The sequence below is a fragment of the Synechococcus sp. A15-62 genome (assembly GCF_014280075.1).
Lineage (GTDB): Bacteria > Cyanobacteriota > Cyanobacteriia > PCC-6307 > Cyanobiaceae > Parasynechococcus.
Genome location: NZ_CP047950.1, coordinates 93,046 through 113,628 on the forward strand (window position 1 = coordinate 93,046; position 20,583 = coordinate 113,628).

The 20,583-nt window shown below is 63.4% G+C and carries 23 protein-coding genes; 15 read left to right on the top strand and 8 right to left on the bottom strand.

Annotated elements, in window-relative coordinates; translation table 11 throughout:
• Positions 1–32 precede the first annotated feature (32 nt).
• Entirely contained in the window at positions 33–1,040 is a 1,008-nt protein-coding gene (locus tag SynA1562_RS00475; protein WP_255441825.1) for an RpoD/SigA family RNA polymerase sigma factor, read from the top strand.
• Here SynA1562_RS00475 and SynA1562_RS00480 read toward each other — a convergent pair.
• Positions 1,025–1,888 (bottom strand): alpha/beta fold hydrolase, encoded by an 864-nt coding sequence (locus tag SynA1562_RS00480; protein WP_255445803.1) that lies wholly within the window; start codon positions 1,886–1,888, stop codon positions 1,025–1,027. The two genes, SynA1562_RS00475 and SynA1562_RS00480, sit on opposite strands and share 16 nt — an antisense overlap.
• 159 nt (positions 1,889–2,047) lie before the next feature.
• Between SynA1562_RS00480 and mutT the strand changes: the two genes are divergently transcribed.
• Both mutT and SynA1562_RS00490 read left to right on the top strand, forming a co-directional pair.
• On the top strand, positions 2,048–3,166 hold the full coding sequence (gene mutT, locus SynA1562_RS00485) for an 8-oxo-dGTP diphosphatase MutT (protein WP_186495237.1): 1,119 nt from the start codon (positions 2,048–2,050) through the stop codon (positions 3,164–3,166).
• 21 nt (positions 3,167–3,187) lie between these two features.
• Positions 3,188–4,144 carry a carbohydrate kinase gene (locus SynA1562_RS00490; protein ID WP_186494251.1) on the top strand — a complete coding sequence of 319 codons (957 nt, stop codon included), beginning with the start codon at positions 3,188–3,190 and terminating at the stop codon, positions 4,142–4,144.
• Here SynA1562_RS00490 and tsaE read toward each other — a convergent pair.
• Positions 4,111–4,626, bottom strand: coding sequence for a tRNA (adenosine(37)-N6)-threonylcarbamoyltransferase complex ATPase subunit type 1 TsaE (gene tsaE, locus SynA1562_RS00495; protein WP_255445680.1), 516 nt, complete (start codon positions 4,624–4,626; stop codon positions 4,111–4,113). The two genes, SynA1562_RS00490 and tsaE, sit on opposite strands and share 34 nt — an antisense overlap.
• 7 nt (positions 4,627–4,633) lie before the next feature.
• On the opposite strand from tsaE, the gene ahcY reads away from it, so the two are divergent.
• Together ahcY and SynA1562_RS00505 are read left to right on the top strand one after the other, a co-directional pair.
• On the top strand, positions 4,634–6,064 hold the full coding sequence (gene ahcY / locus SynA1562_RS00500) for an adenosylhomocysteinase (protein ID WP_186494252.1): 1,431 nt from the start codon (positions 4,634–4,636) through the stop codon (positions 6,062–6,064).
• 71 nt (positions 6,065–6,135) lie between these two features.
• Positions 6,136–6,795 carry a DedA family protein gene (locus SynA1562_RS00505; RefSeq protein WP_186494253.1) on the top strand — a complete coding sequence of 220 codons (660 nt, stop codon included), beginning with the start codon at positions 6,136–6,138 and terminating at the stop codon, positions 6,793–6,795.
• 34 nt (positions 6,796–6,829) lie between these two features.
• Here the strand turns inward: SynA1562_RS00505 and SynA1562_RS00510 are convergent, their stop codons facing one another.
• Complete coding sequence (locus tag SynA1562_RS00510; protein ID WP_186494254.1) at positions 6,830–7,207, bottom strand: single-stranded DNA-binding protein; 378 nt, start codon at positions 7,205–7,207, stop codon at positions 6,830–6,832.
• A 142-nt stretch (positions 7,208–7,349) separates the two neighbouring features.
• Here SynA1562_RS00510 and SynA1562_RS00515 point away from each other — a divergent pair, with 142 nt between their 5' ends.
• The 7 genes from SynA1562_RS00515 to SynA1562_RS00545 all read left to right on the top strand — a co-directional run bounded on the left by SynA1562_RS00515 (position 7,350) and on the right by SynA1562_RS00545 (position 13,679).
• On the top strand, positions 7,350–8,402 hold the full coding sequence (locus tag SynA1562_RS00515) for a rod shape-determining protein (RefSeq protein WP_186495239.1): 1,053 nt from the start codon (positions 7,350–7,352) through the stop codon (positions 8,400–8,402).
• 4 nt (positions 8,403–8,406) lie between these two features.
• Positions 8,407–9,153, top strand: coding sequence for a rod shape-determining protein MreC (gene mreC / locus SynA1562_RS00520; RefSeq protein WP_186494255.1), 747 nt, complete (start codon positions 8,407–8,409; stop codon positions 9,151–9,153).
• Positions 9,154–9,167: 14 nt separating this feature from the next.
• Complete coding sequence (locus SynA1562_RS00525; protein ID WP_186494256.1) at positions 9,168–9,677, top strand: rod shape-determining protein MreD; 510 nt, start codon at positions 9,168–9,170, stop codon at positions 9,675–9,677.
• A complete protein-coding gene (locus SynA1562_RS00530) occupies positions 9,674–10,981 on the top strand; it encodes an ABC transporter substrate-binding protein (protein ID WP_186494257.1) in 1,308 nt (435 codons plus the stop codon). The genes SynA1562_RS00525 and SynA1562_RS00530 overlap by 4 nt, the downstream gene beginning before the upstream one ends.
• Before the next feature lie 92 nt (positions 10,982–11,073).
• Positions 11,074–11,835, top strand: a complete 762-nt coding sequence (gene rpaB, locus SynA1562_RS00535) for a response regulator transcription factor RpaB (RefSeq protein ID WP_115081463.1) — start codon at positions 11,074–11,076, stop codon at positions 11,833–11,835.
• Positions 11,836–11,879: 44 nt separating this feature from the next.
• Positions 11,880–13,388: a lysine--tRNA ligase gene (gene lysS, locus SynA1562_RS00540; protein WP_186494258.1), complete on the top strand. Its 1,509-nt coding sequence runs from the start codon at positions 11,880–11,882 to the stop codon at positions 13,386–13,388.
• A 27-nt stretch (positions 13,389–13,415) separates the two neighbouring features.
• Positions 13,416–13,679 (top strand): hypothetical protein, encoded by a 264-nt coding sequence (locus tag SynA1562_RS00545; RefSeq protein WP_006851112.1) that lies wholly within the window; start codon positions 13,416–13,418, stop codon positions 13,677–13,679.
• 1 nt (position 13,680) lies between these two features.
• On the opposite strand, the gene SynA1562_RS00550 is transcribed toward SynA1562_RS00545, so the two are convergent.
• From SynA1562_RS00550 to egtB, 4 genes are read right to left on the bottom strand one after another with little or no spacing between them, the layout of a single operon-like run.
• Positions 13,681–14,160: a hercynine metabolism protein gene (locus SynA1562_RS00550; protein WP_186494259.1), complete on the bottom strand. Its 480-nt coding sequence runs from the start codon at positions 14,158–14,160 to the stop codon at positions 13,681–13,683.
• Positions 14,157–14,390: a hercynine metabolism small protein gene (locus tag SynA1562_RS00555; protein ID WP_186494260.1), complete on the bottom strand. Its 234-nt coding sequence runs from the start codon at positions 14,388–14,390 to the stop codon at positions 14,157–14,159. The genes SynA1562_RS00550 and SynA1562_RS00555 overlap by 4 nt, the downstream gene beginning before the upstream one ends.
• 33 nt (positions 14,391–14,423) lie before the next feature.
• The gene (egtD, locus tag SynA1562_RS00560) at positions 14,424–15,377 is read right to left on the bottom strand and encodes an L-histidine N(alpha)-methyltransferase (protein WP_186494261.1); all 954 of its coding nucleotides are present in this window, start codon (positions 15,375–15,377) and stop codon (positions 14,424–14,426) included.
• Positions 15,374–16,522, bottom strand: coding sequence for an ergothioneine biosynthesis protein EgtB (gene egtB / locus SynA1562_RS00565; protein WP_186494262.1), 1,149 nt, complete (start codon positions 16,520–16,522; stop codon positions 15,374–15,376). Before egtB ends, egtD begins: the two co-directional genes overlap by 4 nt.
• Before the next feature lie 80 nt (positions 16,523–16,602).
• On the opposite strand from egtB, the gene SynA1562_RS00570 reads away from it, so the two are divergent.
• Positions 16,603–18,231, top strand: a complete 1,629-nt coding sequence (locus SynA1562_RS00570; RefSeq protein WP_186494263.1) for a serine/threonine protein kinase — start codon at positions 16,603–16,605, stop codon at positions 18,229–18,231.
• Here SynA1562_RS00570 and smpB read toward each other — a convergent pair.
• Positions 18,225–18,725: an SsrA-binding protein SmpB gene (gene smpB / locus SynA1562_RS00575; RefSeq protein ID WP_186494264.1), complete on the bottom strand. Its 501-nt coding sequence runs from the start codon at positions 18,723–18,725 to the stop codon at positions 18,225–18,227. The two genes, SynA1562_RS00570 and smpB, sit on opposite strands and share 7 nt — an antisense overlap.
• 50 nt (positions 18,726–18,775) lie before the next feature.
• On the opposite strand from smpB, the gene ruvB reads away from it, so the two are divergent.
• Entirely contained in the window at positions 18,776–19,822 is a 1,047-nt protein-coding gene (gene ruvB, locus SynA1562_RS00580) for a Holliday junction branch migration DNA helicase RuvB (protein WP_186494265.1), read from the top strand.
• Positions 19,819–20,583, top strand: a complete 765-nt coding sequence (locus tag SynA1562_RS00585) for a tetratricopeptide repeat protein (protein WP_186494266.1) — start codon at positions 19,819–19,821, stop codon at positions 20,581–20,583. The genes ruvB and SynA1562_RS00585 overlap by 4 nt, the downstream gene beginning before the upstream one ends.

Sequence of the window (20,583 nt, forward strand, 5' to 3'; positions counted from 1 at the left end):
AGTACTCTTCACATAACTCAAAGAAGCGCCCCATGGCTCCGGCTGCGACCGCTGCTTCCAAGCCCAAAACCGCTGCCAAAGCTGCGAAAACCGTCACGGCAGACGTCGATCTGGTTCGTTCTTATTTACGAGACATCGGCCGTGTTCCCCTGCTGACTCACGAGCAGGAAATCACCCTGGGTCGCCAGGTGCAGGAACTGATGGATCTGGAATCGCTCGAGTCTGAGCTGGAGAGCAAGGCTGGTGAAAAGCCCAGTCGTGACCAGCTGGCCAAAGCGTCAGGTCTGTCCTCGATGCAGCTCAAGCGCAAGCTGCAGCACGGCCGTCGCGCCAAGGAGCGGATGGTGGCGGCCAACCTCCGGCTTGTGGTGAGCGTGGCCAAGAAGTACACCAAGCGGAACATGGAACTCCTGGATCTCATCCAGGAAGGAACTATTGGTTTGGTGCGAGGGGTGGAGAAGTTTGATCCCACCCGCGGTTACAAATTTTCCACCTATGCCTACTGGTGGATTCGTCAGGGCATCACACGGGCCATTGCTGAGAAGAGCCGCACGATTCGGCTGCCCATTCACATCACGGAGATGCTGAACAAGCTCAAGAAGGGTCAACGGGAGTTGAGCCAGGAGCTGGGACGCACCCCCACGGTGACCGAGTTGGCCGAGTTCGTTGAGCTGCCGGAAGACGATGTCAAAGATCTGATGTGCCGTGCTCGTCAGCCCGTCAGCCTTGAGATGAAGGTGGGTGATGGTGATGACACCGAGCTGCTGGAGCTGCTCTCCGGCGATGGCGATCTGCCCAGCGATCAGGTGGAAGAGGATTGCTTGAAGGGTGATCTGCGCAGTCTCCTGGGACAGCTGCCTCATCTGCAGGAGCAGGTGCTGCGGATGCGCTACGGCATGGATGGTGAAGATCCGATGAGCCTTACGGGCATCGGCCGGATCCTGGGGATGAGCCGCGACCGTGTTCGCAACCTCGAGCGTGATGGTTTGGCCGGCCTGCGCCGGGTCAGTGATCAGGTGGAGGCTTACGTCGCCTGCTGAATTGATTTCTTGTTGATCAGCATTTGAAGCACCGGATTGACCTGATCCGGTGCTTCGTCGTGAGGACAGTGGCCTGCGTTTGGAATCACTGAGAGGGATTCAACGCAGTTCAATGTCCGGGCCCAGCGCTCGGCTTCAGTAATTGGCTCCCAGGGATCCTGCTCACCCCAGATCAGATCCACAGGGGTCGACATCTCTGCCATCAACCGTGGGGCGAGATGGTCGTCGAACAGGTTGATGAATCCGCGGAAAGCCTCGGCGGCACCTTCGCGTTGAGTTGGTTGAAACAGCAGATCCACCAAGTCCTCATCGATGTTGGCGCCACTGGGATAGGCCTGCTTCAACACGCTGCGGATCACCCCAGAACGTGCCGCATTGCGGAACAGTGCGGTGCTGAGCCAGCGCTGCCGCACCATTGTTTTCAGCAGTGGCCGGATCCAGGCCATCCAAGCCGGTTGTGTGGCCAGTTGCTTGTCGTCCATCAAGCGCTGGGCGCAGTCGATCAGCACCACGCCGCGGCAGTTCTCGCCCAATAGCTGAGCGGCACGGAGGGCGACAACTCCGCCGATCGAGTTGCCCACCAGTCGAACCGGCCGTTGCACCACCGCAGCGCAGAAGTCAGCCACCTGCTGGCCCCAGAGGTCGAAGCCGTAATGAACGGCATCCGCTGAAACGGGTTCATCCTTCAAGCGAGCCCGAGGCTGATCGCTGCGCCCGAAGCCGAGCAGATCGATGGCGTAGGTGGGCAGCAGTTCGGCCAGCACTGGCTGGTTGAAGCGCCAGTGGTTGGTGTTGGCCCCGAAGCCATGAATCAACAGCACGGCCTCTTCGGCATTGGGGTCGCCCATCAGGCTCCAACCGATTGATCGCTCGTTCCAGCTCCAGAGGTTGTTGCTCGGGCTCACGCCTTGGCTTGCTGCGCCAGTGCATCCTGGCGAGCGAAGCACTTGGATGGACGGTCGTTGCTCGGACCCTGCTCTGACACCAATCGTGAACCTTTGGACGTGTTGACCGAGGCCGATGCTGCTGTTCTGGCGACAGCCTTGCTGGCTTGGTGGGAGCGCCATGGCCGCGGCGGAATCCCCTGGAAGCTGTTACCTGGTGGCGCGCGTCCTGCGCCGGAGCAGGAGCTCGACCCTTACGGCATCTGGATTGCCGAGGTGATGCTGCAGCAGACCCAGTTAGCCGTTGCGCTCCCCTATTGGACGCGTTGGATGGCGGCGTTTCCCTCTGTCGAGGCCCTGGCCGCGGCGTCTCTGGACGAGGTGCGGTTCAAGTGGCAGGGACTCGGTTACTACTCGCGAGTTCGCCGGCTGCATGAGGCGGCGCAGCTGCTGGTTGGTGGGTCTTGGCCCCGCAGCTTGGAGGAGTGGATGGCGTTGCCGGGCATCGGTCGCACCACCGCCGGCAGCATCCTCTCCAGTGCCTTCAATCTTCGGCTGCCGATCCTGGATGGCAACGTCAAACGGGTGCTGGCGCGCTTGATGGTCCATCCACGCCCGCCAGCTCGCGACGATGCCCTGTTCTGGAGCTGGAGCGAGGCCCTGCTTGATCCGCTGCGGCCACGGGACACCAATCAGGCCTTGATGGATCTGGGGGCCACGCTTTGCACTCCCCGCCAGCCGGACTGCCCCCGCTGCCCCTGGCACTCCCACTGCGCTGCTTACGCTGCCGGCGACCCCCGCCGCTGGCCCGTGACCGACGCCCCCAAGCCCCTGCCCTTTCAGGTCATCGGTGTGGGGGTCGTGCTCAATGCGGCGGGGGAGGTGTTGATTGACCAGCGCCTGGAAGAAGGCCTGTTGGGGGGAATGTGGGAGTTTCCTGGCGGCAAGCAGGAGCAGGGCGAAACGATCGAAACCTGCATCGCCCGTGAGCTCAAGGAGGAACTCGGCATTGCGGTGACGGTTGGCGATGAATTGATCACCGTTGATCACTCTTACAGCCACAAGAAGCTGCGCTTTGTGGTGCATCTCTGCGACTGGGCCTCAGGCGAGCCGAAGCCCCTCGCCAGTCAGCAGGTGCGTTGGGTGCGCCCGGATGACCTGGGGAATTACGCCTTCCCAGCTGCCAATGCTCGGATCATTGAGGCGTTGCTTGGCAGCTTGCAAAGCTCAGCCCACCCTTAGGGAAGGTTCTGATCCGGTGGGATGGCGCTTGGTTCCGTTGTCGTCTGCTTCGGTGAAGCCCTGCTCGATCGGCTTGGGCCGCTTGGAGGTGATCCGGCGGTAGATCGGCCGGTGGACGACCGTCTGGGAGGAGCGCCAGCGAATGTGGCCTGTGGCTTGGCCCGCTTGGGGACCCCTGTGGCCTTTGCCGGTCGCTTGGGGCAGGACGCCATCGGCGAGGCCTTTGCCAGCTTGTTTGCAGAGCGTGGTGTCGACACCACGCTCCTGCAGCGGGATGCTGTGCGTCCCAGTCGCATCGTGCTCGTCTGTCGTTCGCTGGAGGGTGAACGGCAGTTTCAAGGTTTTGCTGGGGATGAAGGGGCTGGCTTCGCGGATCAGGCTCTGGAGCCGGTTGCGTTGCCTCAGGCCCGATGGTTGCTGATTGGCACCCTTCCGTTGGCAACCCCAACGTCGGCTGAGGCTTTGTTGTCGGCCGTGCGCCAGGCCTGGAGCCAAGGAATGGCAGTTGCCCTCGACGTGAACTGGCGCCCCACGTTCTGGGATCCGGTCGCGGATCCGGTCGCTGGACCCGATCCCAAGGCGCTCGCGGCCATCAAGTCGTTGCTTCAGCAGGCGGCTCTGATCAAGTTGGCTCGTGAGGAAGCTCTTTGGTTCTTCAACACCGACGATCCCGGTTCAATTCAGCAGGCCTTGCCCCAGCGCCCCGATGTGGTGGTCACCGATGGAGCGGCCCCGGTGCGCTGGCAATTGGGTGACGAATCAGGGCAGCAGGCTGCGTTTCAGCCCCCCAGCGTCGTTGACACCACCGGTGCCGGTGATGCCTTCACGGCCGGTCTGTTGCACCGGTGGGCCGCCGCTCCCCAGGAGCGCGTCCGTTTTGCGGCCGCCTGTGGTGCCCTGGTCTGTGGCGGTGCCGGTGGCATTGATCCCCAGCCCACGCAGGCTCAGGTGGAGGCCTTTCTGGGAAGGGTGAGCTGAGCCAGTCGCCCTTCGTCTTGATGGTGTAGCTCCAGGTGCCAGGCCTCGGCCAGATCGAGCCCCAGCCGTTCCGGCCACTCCACCGCCATCAACGCCCCCGCCGCGCGCGCCTCTTCTTCTTCCTGAAGAAACAGCTCATCTGCGGAGGTCGGCTGTTCCAGCCGATAGAGATCAAGGTGCACCAGCTGCGGTTCTCCTTGGGGGTAGTGCTGGGCCAGAGCAAAGGTGGGGCTGGTGATCGGTTCGCTGATTCCAAGTCCCTCGGCGAGGCCCTGCACCAGCGATGTTTTACCGGCCCCCAGAGGGCCACTCAGCAGCAGAATCGCGCTGTCTGGAAGTTCGCGAGCAAGGGATCGGCCTAGGGCTCTTGTCGTCTCAAGGGTCTCAAGAGCCCAGACATGCCTTGTAGAGTCCGGCTCAAGCGAGCCCGAAGCCTCGGCGTCTCTGCAGAGATTCAACTCCACGTTTGTTTCAGGGAGCATTAAAACCATGGTGGCAGCGCCCACGTCCCAGGCTGAGCTGAAGCTCGGCGTCGATTGCGTCATTGCCGACATCAACCAGGCCGATTTCGGTCGCAAGGAGCTCGATATTGCCGAGACCGAGATGCCCGGTCTGATGGCGCTGCGCGAGAAGTACGGCAGAGAGAAGCCCCTCAAGGGCGCCCGCATCGCTGGCTCCCTGCACATGACGATTCAGACCGCGGTTCTGATAGAGACCCTCGTGGAGCTGGGCGCCGAAGTGCGCTGGGCCTCCTGCAACATTTTTTCCACCCAGGATCACGCCGCTGCAGCCATTGCGGCCCGCAACATCCCTGTTTTCGCGGTCAAGGGTGAGACGCTTGAGGAGTATTGGGAGTACACCCACCGCATCCTCGAGTGGGGTGACGGCGGTTCTCCCAACATGATCCTGGATGACGGTGGTGATGCCACCGGTCTGGTGATGCTGGGCAGCAAGGCTGAGCAGGACATCACGGTTCTGGATAACCCCGGCAACGAGGAGGAGACCTTCCTGTTCGCCTCGATCAAGAAAAAGCTGGCCCAGGACCCCACCTTCTACTCCCGCACCAAAGCCCAGATCCAGGGTGTGACCGAGGAGACCACCACGGGCGTGGCACGTCTCTACAAGATGCAGAAGAGCGGTGAGCTGCCTTTCCCCGCCATCAACGTCAACGACTCAGTCACCAAGAGCAAGTTCGACAACCTTTACGGCTGTCGTGAGTCACTGGTGGACAGCATCAAGCGAGCCACCGATGTGATGGTGGCGGGCAAGCAGGCCCTGGTGATCGGCTACGGCGATGTGGGCAAGGGGTCAGCCCAGTCCCTGCGTGGACTGGGTGCCACCGTCTGCATTGCGGAAGTGGATCCGATCTGTGCGCTGCAGGCCGCCATGGAGGGCTACCGCGTCGTCCGTCTCGAAGACGTGGTTGAGGAGATGGATATCTTCGTCACCGCCACCGGCAACTACCAGGTGATCCGCAATGAGCACCTGGTGAAGATGAAGGATGAGGCGATCGTCTGCAACATCGGCCACTTCGACAACGAGATCGATGTCGCCTCCCTAAAGGATTACGAGTGGGAGAACATCAAGCCGCAGGTGGACCACATCACCCTTCCCAGCGGCAACCGGATCATTCTGCTGGCGGAAGGCCGTCTGGTGAACCTGGGCTGCGCCACCGGCCACCCCAGCTTTGTGATGAGTAACTCCTTCACCAACCAGGTGCTGGCTCAGATCGAGCTGTTCACCAAGGGCGACGAGTACGCCAAAGAGGTGTACGTGCTGCCCAAGCACCTCGATGAGATGGTGGCCCGCCTTCACCTCGGTCGTATCGGCGCCAAGCTCACCGAGCTCAGCAAGGATCAGGCCGACTACATCAACGTTCCCGTGGAAGGTCCCTACAAGCCCGACCACTACCGCTACTGATCACGATCCTGCGGATCGGAATCTGATTCTCACGGCCCCATGGAAGACTTGCGCGATCAAGCGCAGTCTCCATGGGGCTTTCTGATCTGATCACACAGCTGCCGGAGTTGATCGGCCAGGCGGTGGAGGCGAACCAGTGGCTGGGTTACACCGCGATCTTCGCGGCGATGTTTCTTGAGAATCTGTTCCCGCCGATTCCATCCGAGCTGATCATGCCCCTCGGGGGCTTTTACGTGCAGCAGGGTCAGCTAGATCTGGTGCCCGTGGTGCTGGCCGGTTTGCTGGGCACGGTACTCGGTGCCCTGCCCTGGTACGGGATCGGACGGTTGATCAACGAGGAGCGGATCGAAGCTTGGTTGCAACGCCATGGTCGCTGGATTGGCATCAGTGCCGATGAGTTGGCCCGCAGCCGCCGCTGGTTCAGCCGCTACGGCACCGCCCTGGTGTTCTGGGGGCGATTGGTGCCTGGCATTCGTACGCTGATCTCTGTCCCCGCGGGCATTGAAATAATGCCGATGGCGCCGTTCCTGGTCTGGACCACCGCCGGCAGCCTGATCTGGACTGCCCTGCTCACCGTGGCCGGCATGGTTCTCGGAGAGGGCTATAGCAATGTTGAGATCTGGATTGACCCTGTTTCCAAGGCGGTGAAGGTGTTGCTGGTGGTAGCGGTGCTGGCGGGCACGATTTGGTTGGGTCTGCGCATCTGGCGCCGGCGTCAGTCGTCTGATTGATCGCCGGCGCGGGAGATTCCCCGAGGCAGATGTTTCAGAAGGGAATGTCCTCATCGGAGGCCTGGCCGCTAAAGCTTCCGGCGGCCTCCTGGTTGTCGCGTTTGGATCCGAGCAGTTCGAGCCGATCCACACGGACCACGGGCTTGCTGCGCTCTTCGCCGCTGGCGCGGTCGGTCCAGCGGTCCAGCTTGAAGCTGCCGATGATGCCGAGCAGGGAACCCTTCTTCACGTAGTCCGCGGCGACCTGGGCCTGCTTGCCCCAGATCTCAAGGTTGAACCAGTCGGGTTCGTCATCACGGCTGCGACGGTTCACCGCCATGGTGAGGTTGGCCACCATGCTGCCGGACTCGAAGTAACGCACTTCGGGATCGCGGCCGGCACGGCCGACGAGGGTGACGGAATTAACGCCCATAGACAATTCATCTCCTGAATTTGGATTCATGATGCGGCACCGGTTGGGTGACTGCTTTTAAGGAGTTCCACCCAAGCCGCTGGGTGTAACAGGCAACGGCTGATAACGCCCCTATGATCCGGCGGTCTTGACTGCGGTGTCTGTGTTCTTCCGTCGTTTCCAGCTGTCGCGCGACATCGGCATCGACCTGGGCACCGCTAATACCCTGATCTACGTTTCAGGACGCGGCATTGTTCTGCAAGAGCCCTCCGTGGTGGCTCTAGACCTCGAGCGTGGTACCACCATGGCCGTAGGAGATGAAGCCAAGTTGATGCTTGGCCGCACCCCCGGAAACATCCGGGCCGTCCGCCCGTTACGCGACGGGGTGATTGCCGATTTCGATGCCGCTGAGCAGATGCTTAAAACCTTCATCACCAAGGGAAATGAAGGCCGCGGCATCATGGCTCCTCGCCTCGTGGTCGGCATTCCCAGTGGTGTAACCGGTGTGGAGCGCCGCGCCGTACGCGAAGCCGGCATGGCTGGGGCTCGCGAGGTTCACCTGATTGATGAGCCGGTGGCAGCCGCCATCGGTGCTGGTCTTCCGGTCACCGAGCCCGTTGGAACGATGATTGTCGATATCGGCGGCGGCACCACTGAGGTGGCGGTGTTGAGCCTGGGCGGAACGGTGCTGAGTGAATCCGTACGTGTTGCTGGCGATGAGATCAGTGACTCCATTGGCGTTTACTTGAAAAAGGTGCACAACATGGTCGTCGGCGAGCGCACGGCCGAGGAGATCAAGATCCGCATCGGCTCCGCCTTCCCCGACGACGAGTTTGATCAGCAGTCGATGGATGTGCGTGGCTTGCATCTGCTCTCCGGTTTGCCCCGCACGATCAACCTCAAGGCCGGTGACCTGCGCGAAGCGATTGCCGAGCCGCTCAATGTGATTGTCGAAGCGGTGAAGCGCACGCTGGAGCGCACGCCCCCTGAGCTGGCAGCCGACATCGTTGACCGTGGCATCATGCTGGCCGGTGGTGGTGCATTGGTGCGGGGCATCAGCGACCTGATCAGCCATGAGACCGGCATCTTTGTCCACATCGCAGAAGACCCTCTCCTCTGTGTGGTGAACGGTTGCGGTCAAGTGCTGGAGGACTGGAAACGTCTGCAGCGAGTGGTCGATACCCCGGAATTCGTCCGAACTGCGGCAGGCGTCTGAAGCGATGGCCCCGACGCTCCGTCCCGGCAAGAGCCGCTGGCGCGGACTGGGGCAACTCACCCCTTGGCTGCTGCTTGTGGCCGGGCTGCTGATGGTTCGTCTGAGCAAGGGGGCTGGTTTCACCGATGCCTATGCCCTGCTCAGCCGACCGTTCTGGCCTGGGCCTGCCCAGAGGGAATGGGTGACCGCCGCGGCCGATCTGGAGGAGCGCTCTCGCCTGAAGCTGTTGGAAGACGACAACCGTCGTCTGCGTGGACTGTTGGAGCTCCAGCAACATGGGGTTGCTGATGGGGAGGTGTCAGCTGCTGTGATCTCCCGCTCGTCGCGGGGCTGGTGGCAGCAACTGCAGCTGGGCAAGGGCTCGCTGCAGGGCATCGGTCAGGGCGATGCGGTTCTGGGTCCAGGTGGTCTGGTGGGGCGTATCGCCAGCGTGACCCCGGCGACGGCGCGGGTGAAATTGCTCACCGCCCCGGGCCATGAGATTGGTGTGTGGCTGCCCCGCAGCCGCCGCCACGGATTGCTGGTGGGCCGGGGCAGCAGTCGCCTCTCGCTCCGCTTCATCGACAAGGATCCCGACGTGCGTCCGGGGGATCTCGTCGCCACGTCTCCTGCTAGCACCCTGTTGCCCCCCAACGTGCCGGTGGGGGTGATCCAGGTGGTGGATGAGCAGGCAGTTCCCGCCCCCACGGCGGTGGTGCAGTTGATCGCTGCACCGGAGGCGATCGATTGGGTGCAGGTGCAGACCCGTTGAGATCAACCTCTGACATGCCTCGACTGCACCGACAACCGATTTGCGTGGCCTCGGCTTTGGTGGTGCCGTTTCTGGCCCTGGCGTCGCCGCCATGGTTGGCCATTGATGGGGTCGGTCCTGCCTGGGCTGTGCTCTGGCTGTTGCCCTGGGCGCTTGTGGATGGTCCGGTCTCGGGCGCCTTGGCGGGTGTGGCTTTAGGGCTGGTGCTGGATGGTCTCAACCTCGCTGGTTTGAGTCAGGTGCCGGCGCTGCTGCTGTTGGGCTGGTGGTGGGGACGGCTGGGGCGGCGCGCAGCACCGATTCAACGCAGCCTGAATCTGGGCTTGTTGGCCTGGCTTGGCTCCCTGGGGCTTGGTTTGTCGTTGATCCTGCAGCTCTGGTGGCGTCAAGGCGGAGCCTTGGATCCCCTCACCCAGAGCTGGGGTCTGCAGACCCTGTGGTGTGAGGCCCTGATCACGGGTTTGCTGGCGCCGCTATTGGTGTCGTTGCAGTTGCTGCTTTGGCGAAGGAGGGTCTCCTCATGAGCCTCAACCGTCGGGATCTGCTGCTGGGGGCAGCGGCCTTCGGGCTGGCGGCCTGCGCTCCCAGGAACCCACGGAGCAGGGCATTGGATTTGTGGACCCTGCAATTGGCCCCCAAGTTCAACCCTTATTTCGCGGATGTTCTGGGGGTATGGAGCCGTCTCCATCCGGGCGCACCTGTGCGCTGGACGGATCTGCCCTGGGGGTCCGTGGAACGCAAGTTGCTGGCTGCGGTGTTTGCCCGCACGGCCCCGGATGTGGTGAACCTCAATCCGCCCTTCGCGGCCAATCTGGCCAGCAAAGGTGGCCTGGCCGACTTGACCCCGCTGCTGCCGGCTGACGCCGCTGGTCGCTATCTGCCCTCGGTGTGGCAGGCCTGTCGTGACCCCGATGCCGGGCAGATCGCTGTGCCCTGGTATCTCACGGTGCGGCTGAGTCTGGTGAATCGGGCGCTGTTGGATCAAGCCGGAATTGCAGCACCGCCCAGCCGTTGGGATCAGGTCCCGGCCTTCGCCCATCGCATCCGAGAGCGCACGGGCCGTTACGGGCTGTTCCTCACCACCGTGCCGGATGACTCCGCCGAGCTCCTCGAAACCCTGGTGCAGATGGGGGTGACCCTGCTGGATTCCCAACGCCGGGCCGCCTTCGACAGCCCGGCGGGGCGCCGGGCCTTCCGTTTCTGGAGTGATCTCTACCGCGAGGGGTTTTTGCCTCGGGAGGTGGTGAGTCAGGGGCAACGCCGGGCGATCGAGTTGTTCCAGAGCGGTGATCTGGCCCTGGCGGCCACGGGGGCGGAGTTTCTGCGCAGCATCCAAACCAATGCGCCTGGGGTGGCAGCGGTGACGGAGCCCCATCCCCCGCTGACCGGTGCAGATGGCACGGCCAATGTGGCGTTGATGACGTTGGCGGTGCCGCGTCAGAGCCAGCGCGCCCAAGAAGCCGTGGATTTTGCGCTGTTCCTGACCAATGCTGATCAACAGGCCCGCTTCGCTGCGGAGGCCCGGGTCTTGCCGTCGTCGCTGGAGGCCTTGGCCCGGGTGCGGCGTGAATTGGAGCAGCAGGTTCCTGCCACCGATGCGGAGCGTCAGATTCGCCAGGCTCGATTGCTCTCGGCCAGCACGTTGGATCGGGCCCGGGTGTTGGTGCCGGCGATGCCGGGGATCAAGCGCCTGCAGAAGATCCTTTACACCCAGATGCAGCGGGCGATGTTGGCCCAGGTCAGCCCTGAACAAGCCCTTGCAGCCGCGGCGTTGGAATGGAACCGATATGCCCGTTCGCGATGGCCTGAGGTCGCCGGCAATTCTTAAAATAATCGGTAAACAGGCTGCGCGCCAGGGTGTTTGCGTCGATGTCCAGACCCTGACCAGTAAGGTTGCTGCTCGTTAAGGGTTTGATTCGGATGACGGGCGACCTGCCCTCACAACCGAAAGCGACCGTTCTTGTCGTTGATGACGAGGCTGCAGTCCGGCGCGTTTTGGTGATGCGCCTGCAGCTGTCGGGCTACCGCGTCATCTGTGCTGAGGATGGTGAACAAGCCCTGGAAATGTTCCACAACGAGTCTCCCGATCTGGTGGTACTCGATGTGATGCTGCCCAAGCTCGATGGCTTTGCCGTGTGCCGCCGCCTGCGGGCTGAATCCTGCGTGCCGATCATTTTCCTCTCCGCGGTTGAAGCCATCTCCGAGCGGGTGGCTGGCCTTGATCTGGGCGCCGACGACTACTTGCCCAAGCCCTTTAGCCCCAAGGAGCTCGAGGCACGCATCGCCACGATTCTGCGCAGGGTGGGCCGGGGTAATGCTGTTGTCGAAAGCCGCGAATTGCCCACTGGGCAAGGCGTTTTGCGGCTCGGAGATTTGGTGGTGGACACCAACCGACGCCAGGTGACGCGGGGTTCAGAGCGCATCAACCTCACCTACACGGAGTTCAGCCTGCTGGAGTTGCTGTTCCGCGATCCCGGCCATGTCGTGCCCCGAGCCGAAATTCTTGAGCAACTCTGGGGTTATCCCCCCCGCCGTGCAGCCGATCTGCGCGTGGTGGATGTCTATGTGGCGCGTCTGCGCGGAAAACTGGAGCCTGACCCCCGGAATCCCGAGCTGATTCTCACGGTGCGGGGCATTGGTTATGCCTCCCAGCGCATGGGCGAGGCCTCCGCTGCCGGTTGATCAACCCGCGGGCGGGCAGGATGGCGCCCGACTGACCTGCTGCTGTGTCTGAGCTGCGCGACACCCGTCTTGAAAAGGCCAAGACTTTGAAAGAGCTGGGGCAGGGTCCCTACGCCCTCACCTTCAGCCCCAGCCACCGCATGGCTGAGCTGCAGGAGACCCATGCCGATCTGCCCAAGGGGGAAGAGCGGGACGTCAGCATTTCCGTGGCGGGGCGGGTGATGACCCGCCGTGTGATGGGAAAGTTGGCCTTTTTCACTCTGGCCGATGAGACGGGCTCCATCCAGCTGTTCCTGGAGAAGGCGGGGCTGGAGGCCCAGCAAGAGGGCTGGTTCAAACAGATCACCTCATTGGTGGACAGTGGCGACTGGCTTGGGGTGAGCGGCACCCTGCGTCGCACCGACCGTGGTGAACTGTCGGTGAAAGTGAGCGACTGGCGCATGCTCACCAAGGCGCTGCAGCCCCTTCCCGACAAGTGGCATGGATTGGCCGACGTTGAGAAGCGCTACCGCCAGCGTTACCTGGATCTGGTTGTGTCTCCCGACAGCCGGGAGACGTTCCGGCGCCGGGCCCGCCTGGTGAGCGGCATTCGCCGCTGGCTCGATCAGCGTGATTTTCTCGAGATCGAGACCCCTGTGCTGCAAAGCGAACCCGGTGGCGCTGACGCGCGACCGTTCGAGACCCATCACAACGCCCTCGACCTGCCCCTCACCCTGCGGATTGCCACTGAGTTGCACCTCAAGCGCCTGGTGGTGGGCGGCTTTGAGCGGGTGTATGAGCTGGGCCGGATCTTCCGCAATGAAGGGGTCAGCACCCGCCACAACCCCGAGTTCACCTCGGTGGAGATCTATCAGGCCTACAGCGACTACATCGGGATGATGGAGCTCACCGAGCAGATGGTCAGCGCGGTGTGTGAAGAGGTCTGCGGCACGACCACCATCACCTACCAGGGCACCGAGATCGATCTGGCACCGCCTTGGCGGCGCGCCACGATGCACGAGCTCGTGCAGGACGCGACGGGGCTTGATTTCAATGGCTTCAGCACGCGGGAAGAGGCGGCCGCGGCGATGACCGCCAAGGGTCTGCATGCACCTGAACTGGCCGACTCGGTGGGCCGTCTGCTCAATGAAGCCTTTGAGCAAGCGGTGGAGACGACCCTGATTCAGCCCACCTTCGTCACCGATTACCCGGTGGAGATTTCGCCCCTGGCCCGGCCCCATCGCAGCAAGCCAGGCCTGGTGGAGCGCTTTGAGTTGTTCATCGTCGGCCGCGAGCACGCCAATGCCTTCAGTGAGCTCACCGATCCTGTGGATCAACGCCAGCGCCTCGAGGCCCAGCAGGCGCGCAAGGCGGCGGGCGACCTGGAAGCGCAGGGGTTGGACGAGGATTTCGTCATGGCCCTGGAGGTGGGCATGCCCCCCACGGCAGGTCTGGGGATCGGCATCGACCGGCTGGTGATGCTGCTTACCGACAGCCCTTCGATTCGGGATGTGATCGCCTTCCCGCTGTTGCGGCCGGAGTCCCGCAAGGGAGAACCACCCTCAGTGGAATAATGGGAGGAGTGGCATGGTCCTATCCCCATGAGTGGAGAACGCGTCGGGTTTCGCTTCAAGCACGCTGATGCCGTGGTCAAGCGGAATCCCCAGGGCCGTTCCCGCCGGGGATGGGTTATGGAGCCGGTGGAGCAGACCACCAGCCGTGGCACCAAAATGCCTGCTTACCGCATCCGCTGGCGCGACAGTGAGCGGCCGGAGATCGTGCTTCAGCACATGCTGATCGCTGATCCGGATCCCACACCTCCGCCCGAAGGTGTGAGCCTCGAGCCTCCGGCCCCCAAGGCCTGATCTACCTCAGCCCAGCGTCGCGGCGCAGCTGTTCCAGCTCCTGTTCCGCTTCAAACAACGCCCAGTCCTTCTCGAGTGTTGAGGGGCTGGGCGTTTTCTGTTGCTGCTGAAGTTCTTTCAGCAGTCGCTCCACCTCGTTGAAGCGGCGTCCAAGATCCTCCAGGTCGGCCCAGAGGGCACGTCCCTGGTTCATCAGGCTGGTGAGATGTTGTTCAGCTCGTCCGGCCAGATCGGCTGCGCCGGCCTCCTTGGCGCGGTCTACCCGGCTGCGCCAGGCCCGCACGTCCTCTGCCAGTCGCAGCAGCTGTTGGCGTTGCTGCTTCGCTTCGCCTTGCAGTTGTTGGCGTTGCCGTTGCAGGGCGCCAGCTCGGTCCTTCAGGTGTTGCTCGCTGAACAGCTGGTCCTGAACGGGGTTGTTGCGCAGAAAGGCGGAGAGCCTGGCGTCCAGCTCCCGTTCCAACTGCTCCAGCCAGCTGCTCATGCCTCGTCTGGGGTGGTGATCACCGGTTTTTCGATTTCTTTTTCCAGGGGCTCGATTGCGGCTGTTTTGGAGTTGAGGATCATCTGGGTGAGCTGCGCCGCTTTCACCTCGCCCACCTCACCTTCCAATTCCCCCAGGCGATCAAAGGCCGCCATGTACACCGCCTCAAGGTCTTGGATCAGCCGCTCACGCTGTTGTCTGATTGCCTGACGCCGTTCGTCTGATTTCATGCCGCCATGAGCCCCTGGGCTCCATCTGCGGGATCAGTCTGCCGGCAAAAGCAGATGCAGAGCCATTTGCTGGTGCGGATCCTCCCAGCGGCGCTCAATCCGCCATCCGGCATGGTTCGCGAGGTCTGCTGCAGCTTCTGGGGAGTATTTGACGCTGTGTTCGGTGATCCAGGCGTCGTTTTTCTTGAAGGCCCAGGGTTCGCCGGCCAGATGCACGGTTTGATCCTGCGTGCTTACCAGAGCCATTTCGATCCTCTGCTGCTGCTCTTGCCAGCGGGCCCGGTAGCGGAACTGCGCGGGATCGGCATCGCCCTGGAGGTCGCGGTTCAGCCGCTGCAGCAGGTTGAGGGCGAAGGCGGCTGAGAAGCCGGCAGTGTCGTCGTAGGCGGCTTCCATCAGGGCCTGTTCCCGAGGTTGATCAAGCCCCAGCAGCAGAGGGCCTCCAGCCAGCAGCTGGCGGGCATTGCGGAGGAAGGCCACGGCGTCCTCCGGGGTGAAGTTGCCCAGGGAGCTGCCGGGGAAAAAGCCGATGCGGCGCTGTCTGTCCAGGGCGGGATGCGCCGGCAGCTCGTTCAGTTGGGTGTGGTCACAGCAGATCCCCACCATGGCGGTGTTGGGGTGCCGGACTGCGAGGCCGGAGAGGGCCTCCTCCAGGGCACTGAGGCTGATGTCCAGCGCGGCGAAGACGCTGCTGCCGAGGGCTGTGAGCAGCGGATCCACCTTGCGGGCATTGCCGATGCCGAATTCCACCACCATTCCAGGGCCTGTGGCGGCGGCGATGGCGTCAGCGTGCAGCTCCAGCAGGGCGATCTCCCGGTTGGTGAGTGTGTATTCCGGTTGCTTGCAGATCTCGGCGAACAGCCGGGATCCCTCGGCGTCGTAAAGCAGCCAGGCCGGTAGCTGCCGAGGGCTGCGCTTCAAGCCGTCCTGCACCAGCTGCTGCAGATCTGCTGGCGATGGATGGAGGTTGATCAGGCTGATGCTCATCGGGCCAGACGTATTCCAGAGGCCATCCAGCGGCTCGCTGGCGGGAAGAAATTCCGGTAGCTGTCGCGCTCATGGCCAGGGGGAGTGAGCCAGCTGCTGCCCCGCAGCACCATCTGGGAACTCATGAATTTGCCGTTGTATTCGCCGATCGCCCCTTCCACTGGGCGAAACCCCGGATAGGGGCTGTAGGCACTGGCGGTCCATTGCCACAGCACCCGGTGGGCGTGCTTCATGGCGCTGCCATGCAGGCCCAAGGCGTACTCCCATTCCGCTTCGGTGGGGAGTCGGCCTCCACTCCAGCGGGCAAAGGCATCCGCCTCAAACCAGCTCAGGTGACGCACCGGAGCCTGGGGATCGCGGCGGCGACGGCCCGCCAGGCTGAACTCCGTGTGCTCCTCCCTCCAATAGCGCGGGGCTTCCCACTGGTGCTGTTGCACCAGGGCCCAGCCTTCACTCATCCACAGCTCGGGGCGCTGATAGCCCCCATCGGCGATGAAGGCGGCATAGGCAGCGTTGTTCACCAGGGTGCTGCTCAGCTCAAACGGCTCCAGCCACACACGGTGCCGTGGTGTTTCGTTGTCGAAGTGGAACCCGTCACCCTGGTGGCCGATCTCCGCCAAACCGCCGGGGCAGGGCAGCCATTGCTCTGGCGCTACCTGTAGTTTCAGCTCGGCCTCGGGGCTGTAGACGGGCTCCAACGGTTGGCGCTGGAAGCCATCCAGGAGGTCCATCAGCAGCAGTTCCTGGTGTTGCTGTTCGTGCTGCAGCCCCAGCTCCAGCAGGGCCGTAACCCCTTCCCGCGGATCCTGCAGCAGCGCCTCCAGCTCGGTATCCACCCGTTGGCGCCAGGTCAGCACGTCGGCGATGGCCGGGCGGCTGAGCAGGCCCCGCTGCGGCCGGGGGTGGCGGGCGCCGACGGCCTCGTAATAGGAGTTGAACTGAAAACTCCAGAGTGGATCGCACGCCTGGTGCCCTGGCGCATGGGGCTGCAGCACGAAGGTGTCGAAGAACCAGGTGGTGTGGCCTAAATGCCATTTTGGCGGGCTGGCATCCGCCATTCCCTGGAGCATCAGATCTTCGGGCTCCAGAGGCGCAATCAGAGCTTCGCTGCGGCGCCGCACCGCCAGCAGAGTGTCCAGCAGCACGAGTGCGACCAATCTCCTGCGGACCTTAGGGGGTGCTGTAAACCATCGGTACCATCAGCCCATCAATATGGCTGATTCCCTTGAGCGGTCCCGGCACAGTGCTGGTGGAGCGTTACCGCCTGGAGGAGCGTCTGAGCGGGCCAGACCCGTTGCGGGGATCTCTCTGGCGCGCGGTGGATGTGATGGCCGGTGATTTGCCTGTGGCCATGCGCCAGTTGCAGCTCCCTGCCGCCAAGGCCCGTTTCAAGGGAGTCTGGCCGCAGTTGCAGTCGTTGCTGCATCCTCAGCTGCCCCGTTGCCGTGAGCTGTTGGAGGTCGATGGGGACCTCTGGCTCCTTCGCGACTGGCAGGACGGCGTCTCCTACGACGACCTGCTGCGTCAAAAGCGCTTCAGGGCTGCGGATGTGTTGACGCTGCTGCGCCAGATCCTGCCGGTTCTGGAGTTGTTGCATGGCGGCGGGCTGGTGCACGGCGACGTGAATCCTCGCCACCTGATGAGCCGTCGCAGTGATGGCCTGCCAGTGCTCCTGGACGGTGGCCGGCTGCAGCGGCAGGGTGCCACTGAGAAGACTGAAGGCTGGGGGGACCTGCATGACTTGGGTCACACCGCCCTGATGTTGCTCAGCGGGTCGGCAAGCCATGAGGAGGGCTGGCCCGAGGGCCTGGAGTTGGACTCGGGATTCCGTCAGGTGCTTGAGCGCCTGCTCTCGGACCAGCCGGAGCACTCTTTTGGGCAGGCTTCTGAAGTGCTGCAGGCCTTGGAGTCGGTTGTGTTGCCCGCGTCCGAGCCGGACCCGGATCTCACTGTTGCACCGCGAGCCAGACGGGCGAGGGACCGCGAGCAAGGCGCTGAGGGTCGCCTCTGGCCTGTTGTGGGAGCGCTTGCCCTGTCGGCGTTGGTGGGTTCCGCCATCGGCTGGTTCGTGCTGAAGCGCACCTCACCAGCAGCCCCTGCCCTTGATCGTGTGGTTCAGCAGCCAGCTGTCAGCGTGCCGTCGGCTGAGTTGGATCAACGCCAGCAATTGTTCAGCCGGCTTCGGGCTCTTCAGGTAAATCGCGGCTGGTTTCTTCAGCTGGTGGATGCCAGCCAACGCAGCGCGCGGTCGCTGGAAGACGGGGCGATACGAGGGGTTTGGACTGATCTGGCAGAGGAATGGCTGCCCCGGATTGAGCAGTTGCCTCCGACGATCCGGGGCCGATTGGGCCGTTTAAGTAATGGGGACTGGGAGCAGCCGCGTGTTGCGCTTGTGCAACAGGGCATTCATCCGAACGTGGTGGAACAGCTGGTAAGTGCTGGCTCCAAGGCGCTGCTGCCGGAGTTCATGCAGGGCCGCAAACCTGCTGAACCCTTTCGGCAGCTCTGGATTGCGGCGGCGATGCAGAGCCTTGATGGTGTCGAGATCGTGCGGCTCAAGACGCGCCCCCAGGAACCCATCAACACGTCCCTGCGTATTCCTGCCGGTGGCGTGCGTTTGGTGCTGGTGGAGGTGCCGGAAGGTGATGTGCTGGCTTTGGGCATCGACGGCACACCGTTCATGCAAATGCTGGTGTTCGGTTCCAACGGGCAGGTGGTGGTGGAGCGCGGCCCGCTGCGGGTGGTTCGGATTGCTGCGGAGGCGGGCTCGCCGCTGCAGGTGTTGGTCACCAACGAGGGGGTCTCCTCCAGTGCATTCACAGTGTCCTGCCAGGCCGATCCAATCGATCAGTAGCGCTCCATCGCTGCTTTCACGTCCTTCTTGGATTGCTTTTCCTTTTCGGCGGCGCGCTTGTCGTGCAACTTGCGCCCTTTGCCCAGTCCGATGGTGAGCTTGATCCAGGACCCCTTGAGGTGAATGTTGAGGGGGATCAGTGTCAGGCCTTTCTGATCCACCAGGCCGCGCAGCTTGTCGATCTCACGGCGATGGGCCAGCAGTTTGCGGGTGCGCAGCGGGTCGTGGTTGAAGTAACTGCCGGCGTGGGTATGGGGTGAGATGTGCACGTTGTGCAACTGCAGCTCCCCATTGCGGATCAGGCAGAAGCCATCCCGCAGGTTGGCCTTGCCGTTGCGGATCGACTTCACCTCGGTGCCCACCAGCTCGATGCCGGTTTCGAGGGTTTCGAGGATTTCGTACTGGTGCCGTGCCTGCCGGTTGTCCGCCAGCATGCGAATGGCGGCGGCACGTGCCGCGGCTGCGGCTGCTTTTTTCGCTCCTCCCTTGGCCATGGCTGCGGCTGCGTCTTCCGACCCTATCCAGGTCTGGGTACCCTGCCCGCATGGCGATTGTCTCCTCCAGCTCCGGTCGCAAACCACCACGCCGCCCTGAAGCGCTGGTGGACCCCCAGCCGGCACCTGAAGAGGTGGTGAGTCGGCCGGAAGACAAGCTTCGGCCCCAGCACCTGGACGACTACATCGGCCAGAGCGAGCTCAAGCAGGTGCTGGGCATTGCGGTGAAAGCGGCCCTGGGTCGTGGGGATGCCCTGGATCATGTGCTGCTCTATGGCCCGCCGGGTTTGGGCAAAACCACCATGGCCATGGTGTTGGCCCAAGAAATGGGGGTGCAGTGCAAGGTCACCAGTGCACCGGCCTTGGAACGCCCGCGCGACATCGTCGGGTTGTTGGTCAACCTGCAGCCCCGTGATCTGCTGTTCATTGACGAGATTCATCGCCTGAGCCGGGTGGCGGAGGAGCTGCTCTATCCAGCAATGGAAGACCGTCGCCTCGATCTCACCGTGGGCAAGGGCAGCACCGCGCGCACCCGTTCCCTCGACCTGCCGCCCTTCACCCTCGTGGGGGCGACCACTCGCGCCGGATCGCTGAGCTCCCCGCTGCGGGACCGGTTTGGCCTGATCCAGCGGTTGGAGTTTTATGGCCATGACGACCTGGAAGCGATCGTCGAGCGCACCGCCCGGCTGATCGGGGTGACCCTCACACCGCAGGCCCGCAGCAGCATTGCAGCCTCCTGCCGCGGTACGCCCAGGATTGCCAACCGCCTGCTGCGCCGGGTTCGGGATGTGGCCAGCGTGCGTGGCGGTAGCGGTGGCGCCATTGATCAGGCCCTTGTTGGAGAGGCCCTGAGCCTGCACCGCGTTGATCATCGGGGCCTCGATGCCAGCGATCGGCGTTTGCTGCAGTTGCTGATCGATCACCATGGTGGTGGCCCGGTGGGTCTGGAGACTCTGGCGGCGGCCCTTGGCGACGACCCCGTCACCCTGGAGACCGTGGTGGAACCGTTTTTGCTGCAACAGGGGTTGCTGATGCGCACCCCCCGCGGTCGGATGGTCACGGACGCGGCCCGCAGCCATCTGGCGGAGGCGGCATGAACCGATTTCTCGTCCTGTTGATGAGTCTGGTGCTGGCCCTGCCGGTACAGGCCCTGGATCTTCAGGGGCTCTACGAGCAGGCGCTGACGGCAAGCCGTCAGGGGGATTTTGTGGAGGCGCTGCCCCTGTGGGACCGCTTTCTGGAGCAGGCTCCAGAGGATGCAGCAGCACTGAGCAACCGCGGCAATGTGCGTCTGGCCCTTGGGGATGCGTCTGGGGCAATCGACGACCAGAGCGCTTCGATGGCTCTGGCGCCAGAGGAAAGTGATCCGCACCTGAATCGCGGCACGGCGGAGGAAGCCCTTCAGGACTGGTCCGCTGCGGCTGAGGACTATCTCTGGATCCTGGAGCGCGATCCGCAGGATGCCTCGGCCCTCTACAACCTCGCCAATGTGCGCGGCTCGCAAGGCGACTGGCCTGAGGCGCGTGAGCTATACGGCCAGGCTGCCCTCGCCCGCCCCGGCTTCGCCATGGCCCGTTCCAGCGAGGCCCTCGCGGCCTGGCAGGCAGGAGATCTCGATTGGGCGGAGGCGGAATTGCGCAAACTGATTCGCCGCTATCCCTTGTTCGCTGACGCACGGGCAGCCCTCAGCGGCTTGCTCTGGCGTGAAGGATCCAGTGGTGAAGCCGAAAGTCACTGGGCCGCGGCGGCCGGACTGGATCAGCGTTACCGCCAGGCTGACTGGCTGCAGCAGGTGCGCCGTTGGCCACCGCAGCCGACGGCGGACCTGATGGCGTTCCTGGCCTTGGAGGCGTCCTGA